8 protein-coding genes are annotated in these 12,405 nt (G+C 67.6%); 1 reads left to right on the top strand and 7 read right to left on the bottom strand.

Features of this window, described 5'->3' with window-relative positions:
• Positions 1–2: 2 nt before the first annotated feature.
• Positions 3–983: a class II fructose-bisphosphatase gene (glpX, locus tag NZU74_03225; GenBank protein MCS6880321.1), complete on the bottom strand. Its 981-nt coding sequence runs from the start codon at positions 981–983 to the stop codon at positions 3–5.
• Between the two features lie 284 nt (positions 984–1,267).
• On the opposite strand from glpX, the gene NZU74_03220 reads away from it, so the two are divergent.
• A complete protein-coding gene (locus NZU74_03220) occupies positions 1,268–1,792 on the top strand; it encodes a hypothetical protein (protein MCS6880320.1) in 525 nt (174 codons plus the stop codon).
• A gap of 12 nt (positions 1,793–1,804) precedes the next feature.
• On the opposite strand, the gene NZU74_03215 is transcribed toward NZU74_03220, so the two are convergent.
• The 6 genes from NZU74_03215 to glpK form a co-directional block, all read right to left on the bottom strand.
• Positions 1,805–3,220 (bottom strand): LCP family protein, encoded by a 1,416-nt coding sequence (locus tag NZU74_03215; protein MCS6880319.1) that lies wholly within the window; start codon positions 3,218–3,220, stop codon positions 1,805–1,807.
• 280 nt (positions 3,221–3,500) lie between these two features.
• Positions 3,501–6,092, bottom strand: coding sequence for a hypothetical protein (locus tag NZU74_03210; GenBank protein ID MCS6880318.1), 2,592 nt, complete (start codon positions 6,090–6,092; stop codon positions 3,501–3,503).
• Positions 6,089–7,330 carry an anaerobic glycerol-3-phosphate dehydrogenase subunit C gene (locus NZU74_03205; GenBank protein MCS6880317.1) on the bottom strand — a complete coding sequence of 414 codons (1,242 nt, stop codon included), beginning with the start codon at positions 7,328–7,330 and terminating at the stop codon, positions 6,089–6,091. The genes NZU74_03210 and NZU74_03205 overlap by 4 nt, the downstream gene beginning before the upstream one ends.
• Positions 7,331–7,598: 268 nt before the next feature.
• Entirely contained in the window at positions 7,599–8,840 is a 1,242-nt protein-coding gene (gene glpB / locus NZU74_03200) for a glycerol-3-phosphate dehydrogenase subunit GlpB (protein MCS6880316.1), read from the bottom strand.
• Between the two features lie 308 nt (positions 8,841–9,148).
• Positions 9,149–10,789, bottom strand: coding sequence for an anaerobic glycerol-3-phosphate dehydrogenase subunit GlpA (glpA, locus tag NZU74_03195; protein ID MCS6880315.1), 1,641 nt, complete (start codon positions 10,787–10,789; stop codon positions 9,149–9,151).
• 48 nt (positions 10,790–10,837) lie between these two features.
• The gene (gene glpK / locus NZU74_03190) at positions 10,838–12,328 is read right to left on the bottom strand and encodes a glycerol kinase GlpK (protein MCS6880314.1); all 1,491 of its coding nucleotides are present in this window, start codon (positions 12,326–12,328) and stop codon (positions 10,838–10,840) included.
• Positions 12,329–12,405 lie beyond the last annotated feature (77 nt).

The raw sequence follows: 12,405 nt of genomic DNA, 5'->3' as shown, positions 1-12,405 counted from the left end.
CATCAGGCATACGGCATATTCGAGATGCGCATGAGCTTATCCCAGCGATGGGTAGCGTCAATGTAGCGCACCGTGCCGGAGCGGGAGCGCATCACCACACTGTGGGTGCGGGCGCCGCCGCCGAAGTACTCCGTGCCCCGCAGGAACTCGCCAGGGGTAATGCCAGTCGCGGCGACATAGACATTCTCGCCTTTGACCAGGTCATTGGTCGTGTAGACCTTGTTGATGTCAAGACCCAGTTCGGCGACCCTGGCGCGCTCCTCGTCGTTGCGAGGCCAGATCTTGCACTGGATCTCGCCCCCCAGGCATTTGAGCGCCGCCGCGGTGATCACCGCCTCGGGCGCGCCGCCGATGCCCATGAGGATGTCGGCTGGCGGATTCTCGATAGCAGTCATGATCCCGGCGCTGACGTCGCCGTGCAGGATCAGTTTTATCCGCGCTCCCGTCTCGCGGATCTCGCGGATCAACTCCTTGTGGCGGGGGCGATCCAGCACCACCACGGTCACATCTTCCAGTTGCTTGCCGAGGGTGCGGGCGACGGCGCGCACGTTGTAGGCCACCGGCGCGTTAATGTCAATCACGCCCCTGGCGCGCTCGCCGACGGCCAGCTTGTCCATGTAGGCGATGCCCTGCCAGTTGTAGAACGATCCGCGTTCGGCAATGGCCACGATGGCGATGGCGCCGGGCATGCCTTCGGCCAGCAGCGTCGTGCCTTCAACCGGATCTACGGCAACGTCCATTTCGGGACCTTCGCCGCTGCCCACCCGTTCGCCAATATAGAGCATTGGCGCTTCGTCTTTTTCTCCCTCGCCGATCACCACCACGCCGTTCATCGGTACGCTGTCGAGCGCGAAGCGCATCGCATCAACGGCGGCCTGATCGGCGCGGTTCTTGTCGCCGCGTCCCATCCAGCGGCCGCTACGCAGCGCCGCGGCCTCTGTGGCACGCACCAGGTCCATGCCCAGATTATGCTCGATCCGCATGGGGTCCTCCATTTGCGCTTGACGGCACCACGGTTCTTGATTGTAGCACAGGCCCTGGTCGCTGTCGAACCGCGTCATGTGGGCGGCGCAGCTCCAGGCTTATCCTGTTTCCAGATTCCAGCGCCGGGGATTGATTTTACCGAGAGAACGCAGAGACTGGCACAATCCTCTGCGCCGCTCCGCCCTCTCGGCGCTGAAGCCGTTCGTAGCGGCAACGCCGCCTGGAACCTGTTGTAGTACAATAGCAGTGACGCTCCTTGTGGTAGATTGAAAGGATCTGCGCGATGGCAACCCTGGTGGCAACCTTTACCGACCCCCGCGACGCGGCGCAGGCGGCTGCGACCTTGCAGGCCAGTGGTTTTCGTGGTGTGACCGTCGGCGCCAGCGCTCCCGGTCCCAGTTCGTTCCTCGGCCTTGGCGAGACGGTGGAGAGTTTTAAGAACCGCGTCATCCTCGGCTCAACGATTGGCGGGGCGGCCACAGGCGCGGCGGCGCTGGGCTTTCTGGGCTTCGTCTCGATGGGGTTCACCGAGATCCGTAATATGGCCATGCTGGAAGACCTGCCCGGCGTGATCATCTGGGCGCTGACCTGGGCCATCGCGGGGTTGGTGATCGGCCTGGTGGCCGGCCTGCTGGCGGGGGTTATCGCTGCGCGCTTGCTTGCCGACGCCGCCGAGCGCGCCGCCGCCGAGGGCAAGGGGATCTCGCGCCCGCAGGTGCTGGTGCCGGTGTTCGACATGCAGACCGAGGAGGCCGCCCGCGCGATTCTTAAGGACGTGGGGCCCTTCGAAATCGCCTGGTGGCGCTGATGCTTCGGCGCCTCATCTGGCCGCGTCGGGGCCGAGGATGACCACTACCTGGGCTTCGCTCGCCAGCCCTGCGGGTGGCGGGCCGTTCACCAGTTCGGCGCCCAGCGTGCGCGCCACCCGACGGCTCGTGGCCGGGTTATCGGAGGGGTTGTACACCACCGTCCGCTCCACCATAAAAGGCGCATTGTCAGGCACAAGCACCGTGAACCCCGCCCGTTCGAGATCCAGGCTGACGCTGCGGGCCAGGCCCGGCACATCGGTGCCGTTGAAGACCTGCACAACGGCGCGCTCGGCGGCCTCGCTCGGCGGGCTTTGCCACCGGTCAAGCACCGCCTGCACCGCCGCCGGTTCAAAGACCAGGTTGCTCCCGTTTTCGTACTCGATCTGCTCCGGCCCGAGCTGATACTGCCCCAGCGTCTCAGGGTCCAGCCCGCCGGCCAGGATCATCAGGCTGAGGAGCACGTCGAGGCGGTCCACCGGCAGGGTGGTCACCACCGGCGGCGTCGCCCCTTCCTGGCCGCTCAGGGCGCGGAGCAAGCCGGGCAGGACCAGGACGCGGCCTGCCCAGCCCCTGCTCCGCACTTCTTCAAGCACCGCCCGCACTACCTGCTGCTGTCGCTGCGCCCGCCCAAAATCGCTATCGGCGTGACGGGTGCGGGCGTAGATCAGGGCCGTCCTGCCGTCCATGCGTTGCGGTCCGGGTTGAAACTCGACCCGCATGACGCCAAAGTCGTCCGTTGGATACTCCTCGTCGAGAATGTAACGCGGCACGTCAATGGTGACCCCGCCCAGGGCGTCAATGATGCCCTCGAAGCCGGCGAAGTTCACCGCGGCGATGAAATCCACGCGCCCGCCGCGCTCGCGCAGGTCGAGGAAATCCTCCACTGTGGCGGCTGCCAGGGCCATACCGCCTTCCTGCGGCGTCACGCCAGAGCCGTAGCGTTCCGCCGCCCGGGCGTGGCCCTGGCCATAGGCGACATTGATCTTGGCGACCCCAACGCCCTCCACCTCGACCTGGGCATCGCGGGGGATCGAGAGCAGCGACACCCAGCGCCTGCCTGCATCGAGGCGGGCGAGCAACAGCGTGTCGCCGCGCACCCCTTCCTGAGGGTAGCCGGCACGCTCGTCTACGCCGATAATCAGCACATTGGCGCCGAAGAGCGGCGTGGCGATGGGCGGGTTGTTGCGCACATCGCGAACGGTGATGGCCCTGGCCAGCGAGTAAACCTGCCAGTAGAACAGCCCTGCCACGACGAGGAGCGCCGCGACGCCGATCAGCAGCGCAAGGCGCACGCGCCCCCAGAAGGCGCTGCGGCGACGTGGCGCGGCGCGTCGTCCTGGCGACCCGCGATGGGGAAGGGCCACAGTCTGGTCGGTGTAGGCTTCGCTGCCTTCGCGGAGCGGGCGGGTTCTAGGCGGTTGCTTCACGCAGTTGCGTCCTTTAGAGCATTTCTCAGAAAGATTGACGCAAAGACGCAATGGCGCAACGTGTTCGCAGCGGTGATGCCAGTCCTCTGCGCCATTGCGTCCCGGCGGTCACGATTGATCAGGTCTCGGTTCAAGGTATGCGAGAAATGCCGCAGTTACGTTGAGAGAGCTTCGTTCTCTCCCCTTCCGTCCCTAAGGCGTTATTATATACCGTGCTTGCCTTACAGACACCTGAGGCGCACATCACCACGGGGCTGATGCAATCCTGGCATGAAGCGCCTCACCTGCCAGCGCGCACCAGCGGCAGAAGGACCGATTGGCAATCCGCCCTGGGAGCGGGCGCGAACGGTTCGCGGGTGACGGCATTGTAGAGCCAGGCGGTTGGCGCTACGCCCGCCCAGCGGGTGGTCCAGACGCCGCCGCCGCTGAACGCATCGGGCGATCCGGGCATGGCCCCGTCGGAGCGCTGCTGGGCAAGCAGCTCGCGCAGGTGCTCTAACGAGCCGGCGCCACCCAGGGCGATATACTGGGCCGTCCCTTCGTTCCACACTGACCAGGGGCCGCCCTGGCCATCGAAGCCGAAGGCATGACCGCCCTGGGCCGGCACGCGCAGAACCTCGCGCGCGTAGCTCAGGGCGCGCCGAGCGCGCTCTCGTTCGCCGCTGGCGGCCAGAAAAGCGGCCCCCCAGGTCTGGTTGTCGAGATAGGGCTGCCACCAGCCCTTGCCGCCTTTGAAGCGGCCCATCCCCTCGTCCCAGTAAGCCGTCAGCAGGCAGGTCTTCAGTCGCTCCGCTGCGCTGGCGCGACCAGCCGCGTGCAAGGCCCACCATGCATCAATCGTCGCCTCAGTATGATCGATCTGCAGGCAGCCGTCCGTCTGGCTCAGGCGATGTTCCAGCCAGTCAGCCGCGCGGTCGCGGGCGCTCACGATGGATGGGCGCGGCCCCCGTCGGGCGAGGTAGCGGCTAAGGGCATAGGTCGCCCAGGCAATGTCACCTTCCCACTTCTGAGGCGGCGCGCCAGCCGGCGCCAGGGTCTCACAATCGCGGCTCTGATACCAGGAGCCATCCGCATTTTGCGTCGCCGTCAGCGCATCGGCCAGGCGATCAGCCTGCGCCCACATCCGTTCGGCGCTGAAGACGATCAGCGCGAGGGCCTGATCGTAGGTGTAGGCCAGGCATGCGCTCTCACCCTCCCACGACTTCAGCAGACCGTTGGGGCGTTGCTGGCCGGCGAGCCACGCCGCTGCCGCCGCGGCGGCCCGCGGTTGACGGGGCACGGCCCGGAATGCGGCCGGCATGCTACGCGACGCGACGTTAAAGGCGCCGAGGTTGTCAATCGCCAGCGTACCGGCTCCGCCAGCGTCATCCTGCGGATCTTTCACGACCGATACAAAAAGGGCGCTCACACGGCGCGGATCAAACGCCGCACCGGCAGTCCAGGGCTTCAGAAAGGCGAAAGGCACGATCAACTGCCCCCACCAGCTATGCAGGGTGACGTGGTGATACCCGCGCGCAAAGATGCGTTCGCCTCCGGCTGCCGGGTTAATCAGGCCGATCTGAAGCGAGTTGCCGCCCGAGGCTGAGCCGCGCCACTCGATGCGCAGGTGGTCATAGGCGGAGAGATCGAGCGGAGGATCGAAGTTACAGCGTATCTGCGCCCAGCTTCCGTCGGCGGCGCCCAGATCATAGCTCAATTGCAGCGCGCGGTCGCTATACCCGGCGATGACCGCAACCCCCGCTGTCACGGGCGGGCCGGGGGTAACGGGCACGCAGGAGGCGCCGGCCTCGAAATCCAGAAAGGTGACGCCGGGCCGCAGGCCCAGCTCGGCCCAGGGATCGGGCGGGTCGTCCTGGGCCAGCAGCCAGTAGCCGATCCGCGCCTCCTGACCCGCCCGCCACGACACTGAAGCCGGCCCATCGTCGTGGATCCAGACGCCGACGTTGTCGTCGTCAGGGTTGGTCGTGGCAGCGATCCAGCCCTGCGCGGTGAGCGTTCGGTCCGCAGGAAGCTCGTCGAGGACAATGCGGACGTTGGGGGTATTCCCCTGCCAGCTCACATCGTCGGTATGCAGCACATCCAGCCAGTTGCTCCCCAGCGGAACCGGCGGGGAGATGATAAAGCCTGGCAGGGTTACGCTATCATAGGCCACCTGTCGCCGCGCGCCATCGGCGGCGATGAAGCGCAGCGCGTCGCTGTCGTGGCACTCCACGCGGCTGCCGTTGCAAGGCGTGCGCGGCAAGACGTACATCGAAGAGACCTGCACCAGCTTGAAGCCCTGGCGCTCGGCCCGGCGGTTCGCTGCGATGGTGATGGATCTCGTGGCGGTGACGCTCTGGGTCACATGCAGACGCGTCTGCCGGTCGCGCGGCGGCGGCAACTCCATCGTGTAGGTTATGGCGAAATCGCCGTTCGCGCCAGCAGCGCGCATTCGCAGGGGGCCGTCAGGCAGCCACGAGGTGTCAAAGTCCAGGTGCTGGAGTTGCGGGTTATGATAGTACACGCCCGCATCATTCCAGTATGCCGGGCCGAGCACGAAGGAGCTGCCGAAGGGGATAGGAGGGCTGGCGTCGGCGTTCTGCTTGAGGCGCACGTAGCCCGAAGCGTAGATGACGGCCACCTGAGGCATGCCCGTTCCCGTCTCGGCCCGATGGGCGATGCGCACAAACGACGCCTGGCCCTGCTCGGCGCCGTTCAGACGCACCAGCATTGATGCGGGGACGTTAGGGTCATTCGCGCAGCGTTCGATGAGCCAGCCTCCGGCGGAGAAGACCGGCGCGCAGTCCAGGGCGCTTGCCGTCCCTGGCGGGGATGCGCAGCTCAGCATGCCTCCAATGACAGCCGCGACCAGGACGAGCGGGAGGGTTTTCATCGCGCTTCTCCATACGCCTCTGCCAGGATCTCGATCGGGTGCTTGCTCGCCACCCCGGTGGCGTGGGTGATCTGCCAGCGGCAGGTCTCGCTGTCGCACAGGGCCAGGTCGGCGCCGAAGCCGCGCACGAAGGCGAAGAGCGGCGCGCCCACGTCCATGGCGATCTGGTACTTCTCGCGCTTGAGGCCGTAGGTGCCGGCGATGCCGCAGCAACTGGCGCGGCTGAGAACGAGGGTCAGGCCCGGAACGAGGCTGAGCACGTCCAGCGGCGGCAGGCCAAGGCGGTGGGCGCGGTACTGGCACGGGGGATGGTAGGGCAGCGCGCGCTCGATGGGCTTGAAGGCGGTGTCGAGTTCGCCGCGCTCGGCCAGGTTGCGCAGGAACTCGAAGATGTCGTAGGTCCCCTCGGCGACGGCGCGCACCTCGGCGTCGTGCATGCCGAGGATTTCGGGGGCCTCCTCTTTCAGCGTGAGGGTGCAACTGGTGCTGGCGCCGACCACGGGGATTCCCTGGCGCACATAGGGCAGCAGCTTGCGCACATTGGCCGCGTGGGCCTTGCGCGCGGCGGCGAAGTCGCCATTGGAGATCAGTGGCAGGCCACAGCAGTTCTGCGGCGCCAGGATGACCTCGAAGCCGTTGCGCTCCAGCACCGCTACCGCTGCCTGGCCCACCCGCGGCTCGTAGTAGTTGGTCGCGCAGCCGTGGAAGTAGACCACCCGCCGCTTCCCGTTCGCCTGCGGGCCGGACCCGCGCCGTCGCCGCCGCTTGAACCAGGCGCGGAAGCTGTAGGCGCTGGCTGCGGGCAGGGGCGCGGCACGGTGGATGCCGAGCGCGCGCTCTGCCAGCCAGCGGGCGGGGCCGAACCGCAGCCCGGCGTTCACCAGCGGCGCGTGGGGGCCGCAACTCAGACGGCCCACCAGTTCCGAACGGGCGATCAGCCAGTTGCGGAAGGGCAGGCCCCGCTCGGCCACGATGCGCGCCCGCGCCCGCGCGTTCAACTCGGCGATGCGCACCCCCGTCGGGCACACCTCGTTGCACACCCGGCACCCCGAGCAGTAGTCTACCGAGGCGTCGGGGACCGGCTGCCGCTCGTGGCGAAACCGTTGCGCCTGGGGGCCGACGTACTTCGGCCCGGGGAAGCGATCGGTGACCGCGGCCACCGGGCAGGCTGCTGTGCAGATGTTGCATTTGATGCAGTGATCGAGGGATTGTTCGAGGGAGAGTTCGATATGATCCATATATGATTTTCCAGGTGAATTGGTTACATATGGGACAACCCGGTTGCCCCACGCCCCTGCGCATCGGGCGAGCGGGGCAACCCGGTTGCCCCACGCCCCTGCGCATCGGGCGAGCAGGGAAACCCGGTTGCCCCACGCCCCCACCCGCCGGGAAAACCCGGTTGCCCGATGCCTCTGCCCGCCGGACGGGTGGAAGGCGCCCCAACGCCGGTTGGGAAAGCGGGGCGACCTGGTTGCCCCACGCCCTTGCCCGCCGGGGCAAGCGGTCTCACGTCGCGCCAGCGGCATAGCCGGTAGCAATCGCCACGCCCTCGAGACAGCCCTCACGGATGGGGTCGAATCCGGCGATGGCGCTGCCCGCCACGGCGACGTTGGCGTAGACCACGCGCCCGGCGGCGTCGAGGGGCCGCAGCGCCTCATCAACGGCAATGCCGGCGCTGAAGACGGGGTGGCCTGCCGGGTCGAGGAAGCGCCGGGCGAACCAGTCGGCGCGCCTGTTGGGAGCGCGCACCGGCAGGCCCAGGGCCGTCTCGCGCAGTTCCCCGTCCGGGGTGGCGCGTAGACCGCCACCGGCCAGGCCCCCCGTCGCCAGCACCCAGCGCCGCGCGACGTGACGCTGCTCGCGGGCCGCCGCCTCGGAGTACACCGCCTCCAGCACTATGTCGCGCCCTTCGCCCCGGCGGACAAAGGCGCCCAACTGGATGCGCCCGCCCAGGCGCAGCAGAGCCTCTTCCAAGACGTGGTAGAGACGCATACCCGGCACGGAGGGAGGCAAGGTAGGGATTTCAAAGATCAGGGCGCCGGCATGAGCCTGGAGGTCGCGAACCACCTCGGTTGCGTGGCGCAGGCCCAGGACGGCGGGCAGCCCCACCCGCGCATAGCCGCCACGGCGCACCTCCTCGGCCAGTTGCCGGCCCACCTCCGCCCGGAACTCCGCCGTCTCAAACAGCCGCGCCAGGACCACCGGGTCGAAGCTCTGCCGGCGGCCGCTCGGCGGCAGGGCGAGGTAGCAGCCATCGGCGGGGAAGCCCTGGGCGCGCAGGTTGGCCGCCGCCAGGGGCGGGAAGAAGTCGCGCAGTTCAGGGAAGCCGGCGATTAGCGTCGGGCGGCCATCGGCGAGTTGCCGCGATTCGCCGGCGACCATAGTGGCCGGGGCCAGGGCGGTGGGCCGCAGGGCGCCGAGGGCCGTGGGGAGCAGCAGGCGCTGGTGGAGGTTGCCCGCCAGGGGATAAGCAGCGTCGGCGCAGAGCGCTCGAAGATGCGCGATGCCCGCTTCCAGCGCCGGCATTCCCACGAGGGTGTAGGGATGCTCGGGGCGCTCGACCCTCAGGCGCTCCACCGCGGCCAGGGGATTGGCATCGCCGGCCAGAACATCAATCTGGCCCGAGGCCCAGTGGGTCGCCCCGTGTCCCTTTGCCAGCACCAGCACACGTTCGCCCTGCCCGGCGCGCCCGAGGGCGGCCATCAGCCCGGCCAGGCCGGCGCCTATGACGATGGTATCGTAGGGCATATTATTCGCTATATGGCCACGCCAGGCTCCACGCCAGCGCGGTCAAGAGGGAGCCTGGTTTCTCTGGATGCTTACCGCAGAGTACACGGAGGAGGGGCCTGTTGAAACCCTCTGCGGCAGGTTCATTAGTCTATGAACGAAGTTTTTCGCTTCACTCCCGACCCCTCCCCAACCCTCCCCCGCCGGGGGAGGGAGTCTGGCTCCTCCCCCCAACGGGGGGAGGCTGGGAGGGGGGCGGAAATGCAATGAACCCTGGTTCGCAGACTATATCGTGTTAGAAGATATAAATACTAGCGTTTCCCCACGCCTCACTCGGTCACTACCGCAGGATGCTCGGTGACCAGACCGCCGCCGGGTTCGGCGAATGGCTCGAGGTGCTGCACGCCGAGCACCCCGCGGTAGATCAACTCATCGAGGCGCGCCTGGCGCAACTGATCGCCCCAGAGCACCGGCAGCATACCCTTCCAGCGAGCCTGAAGCATGTGCAACACGGCCTGGTTGGCGTGGGCATGGCCAAGCCCGGCGGGGTGGCGCCGCTCGTAGAGCAGGGCCGCGGCGCGGTACACGCACCAGCCTCCCTGGCACGGCCCCATGCCCAGGCGCACGTCGCGGCGCAGATCGTCCAGGTTCTTCGCACCGCTGTCAATCGCCGCCAGAAGCCGCGCCCGGGTTACCAGTTCGCACTCGCAGATCAGCTCGCCGTAGGCGCGCTCCGCCTCCACCGCAGCCAGAGACTTGCCGAGCCAGTAGTGGCGCGCGCCGCCGGAGGCGGCGGGAGGGCCATGCTGCTCGAAGGGCGGGACCGGCAGCACCTCTATGGCGGTGCGGCAGGGCCGGGTGTTGCCCAGACGCCGAGCGACCAGATTGACCGTCTCTTCGGCCATGAGGCGGTAGGTGGTCCATTTGCCGCCGACAATGGAGACGATCCCGGCGACCCCGTCGCGGGTTTCGTGGTCGAGCAGCTTGAAGGTGCGCGGAATATCGCGGTCGCGCACCGCTTCACTCTCACGGTACAGCGGGCGCACCCCCGCCCAGGCCCGCAGGGCGCGATACTCTTTGAACCGCGGCACGAGTTTCTCGCCCTCATCGAGCATGAGCTGGATCTCCTCAGGCTCGATGCGGTACACGTCAGGGTCGGGTACAAGGGTATCGGTGGTGCCGATCACCGCGACGGTGTGAATGGGCACCAGGATGTCGCCGTCGTCGGGCGGTTTGCAGCGATTGATGACGGTGTTGACCATGCGGTGGTTCATCGCCACCATCGTGCCCTTGCCGGGGACCACGGTCACCGTTAGCCCGGCCATGCGCGCGATCTTGCCCGCCCAGGCGCCGGTGGCGTTCAACACGCAGGCGCAGGCGATCTGCTTGAGGGTCCCATCGCGCAGGTCCTCTACCCTCGCGCCCACAACCCGGTCGCCCACGCGGATCAGGTCCACGACGTGGTGGTAGGTCAGAATCTCCGCGCCGGCCTCGCGGGCGGCGAGGGCCACCGAGCGAGCCGCCAGGAAGGAGTCGGCAGCGGCGTCGGGCGCCTCGAAGACCCGCGAAATACGCGGATTGAGCAGCGGCTCGCGGCGCAGCATCTCGGCAAGGCTGATCTCGGTCACAGGCACGCCGGTGCGGCGACAATTAGCCACGAACACGTCCCCGTAGGCGGGGTCATCCCAGGGGGTGATGACGAAGAAACCCGAGGTGTCCTCGATGCAGTGGGGCATGATCCGGCGCAGAATGGCGTTCTCGCGGGCGCACTCGCTGGCTGATTGGGGGTCCTTCGTCACATAACGGCCCCCGGAGTGCAGCAAACCGTGGTAGCGTCCGGTAGTGCCGTGGGTCAGGTCGCCCTTTTCGACCAGGACGGCGCGTATGCCGCGCAGGGCCAGATCCAGGGCGCAGCCGAGACCGGTGGCGCCGCCGCCGATGACCAGGACTTCGGTTTCAATAGGTTGCATATAGCATGCCAGGGAGCGCCTGGCCCTCCCACACCCTCCCGGCGAGGGTCACGGCTCAAAAGTGCGCACAACGGCCTTTTTCCAGCCACGGTACAGGCGCTCGCGCCGGGCATCGTCCATCTGTGGGTGCCAGGTGCGGTCCACGCTCCAGTTGGCGCGCAATTCGTCGAGATGCCGCCAGTAGCCTGCCGCCAGCCCGGCGGCATAGGCCGCGCCCAGGGCGGTAGTTTCAATAACGCGCGGGCGCACGACCGGCACGTTGAGGATGTCGGCCTGGAACTGCATCAACAAGTTGTTTGCTGCCATGCCGCCATCTACCTTCAAGGCCGACAGGCGCACCCCCGAGTCCTGTTCCATCGCCTCCGTCACGTCGCGCACCTGGTAGGCGGTGGCCTCCAGCGCGGCGCGGGCCAGGTGGCTCTTGTTCGCATAGCGGGTCAGGCCGACAATCACCCCGCGTGCGTCGGAGCGCCAGTAGGGCGCGAACAGGCCCGAAAAGGCGGGCACGATGTAAACGCCGCCGCTGTCCTCCACCAGGCTCGCCAGCGCCTCCACCTCGGCGGCGGAGGTGATCAGGCCCAGATTGTCGCGGAGCCATTGTACCAGGGCGCCGGTGATGGCAATCGAGCCTTCCAGGGCATACACCGCTGGCGCGTCGCCAAATTGATAGCCGACCGTGGTGAGCAGGCCGTGCCGCGAGGCGACCGGCCTCGTGCCGGTGTTGAGCAGCAGGAACGAGCCGGTGCCATAGGTGTTCTTGGCCTCGCCGGGGGCAAAACAGGTCTGGCCGACCATGGCCGCCTGCTGATCGCCGAGCAGACCGGCCACAGGCGCCCCTTCCAACGGATCAACGGCGTGGCCGTAGACCGCGCTGCTGGGCATGATCCGGGGCAGCATGGCCCGCGGAATGCCCAGGATGCGTAGAATCTCCTCATCCCAGTCCAGCGCGGTCAGGTCCATCAGCATGGTACGGGAGGCATTGGTCACATCGGTGACGTGCACGCCGCCACGGGGACCGCCGGTGAGCCGCCAGGTCAGGAAGGTGTCAATCGTGCCGAAAATCAGGTCGCCCGCCTCGGCAGCGGCGCGCGCACCGGCAACATTGTCGAGGAGCCAGGCGATCTTGGTGCCGGAAAAGTAGGTCGCCAGGGGCAGCCCGGTGCGCGCACGGAAGCGGTCCTGGCCTCCGGCGCGGGTCAGCTCCTCGACCAGGGGCGCGGTGCGGGTATCCTGCCACACGAGCGCGTTAGAGATCGCCTGGCCGGTATAGCGGTTCCAGACCACCGTAGTTTCGCGCTGGTTGGTCACGCCAACGGCGACGAGATCGCCAGCGGTCAGGCCGCCGCTCCGCAGCGCGGCGCGGATCACCTCGCAGGTGCGCTGCCAGATCTCCTCAGGGTCATGCTCGACCCATCCCGGCTGAGGGTAAATCTGCCGGTGCTCACGCTGGTCAGAGGCAATCACTTGCCCGCCGTGGTCGAAGATCATACAGCGGGTACTGGTGGTGCCCTGGTCAATGGCGGCGACAAACCTGGACATAGGCCCTCGCTCTGTCTAACCGATCCGTGGAGGTGTGGAGCCGTAGAGCTGTGGCATGAAGACTAGACCGGCGCGGA

It is taken from the genome of Chloroflexaceae bacterium (assembly GCA_025057155.1).
Lineage (GTDB): Bacteria > Chloroflexota > Chloroflexia > Chloroflexales > Chloroflexaceae > JACAEO01.
The sequence above is the reverse complement of the archived record's forward strand: the minus strand, read 5'-3'. Positions and strand labels throughout refer to the sequence as shown.

Bases quoted from the DNA above. Each gene is read 5' to 3' on its own strand.
- glpX (MCS6880321.1), bottom strand. From the start codon at position 983: ATGCGGATCGAGCATAATCTGGGCATGGACCTGGTGCGTGCCACAGAG.
- NZU74_03220 (MCS6880320.1), top strand. From the start codon at position 1,268: ATGGCAACCCTGGTGGCAACCTTTACCGACCCCCGCGACGCGGCGCAG.
- NZU74_03210 (MCS6880318.1), bottom strand. From the start codon at position 6,092: ATGAAAACCCTCCCGCTCGTCCTGGTCGCGGCTGTCATTGGAGGCATG.
- NZU74_03205 (MCS6880317.1), bottom strand. From the start codon at position 7,330: ATGGATCATATCGAACTCTCCCTCGAACAATCCCTCGATCACTGCATC.
- glpB (MCS6880316.1), bottom strand. From the start codon at position 8,840: ATGCCCTACGATACCATCGTCATAGGCGCCGGCCTGGCCGGGCTGATG.
- glpA (MCS6880315.1), bottom strand. From the start codon at position 10,789: ATGCAACCTATTGAAACCGAAGTCCTGGTCATCGGCGGCGGCGCCACC.
- glpK (MCS6880314.1), bottom strand. From the start codon at position 12,328: ATGTCCAGGTTTGTCGCCGCCATTGACCAGGGCACCACCAGTACCCGC.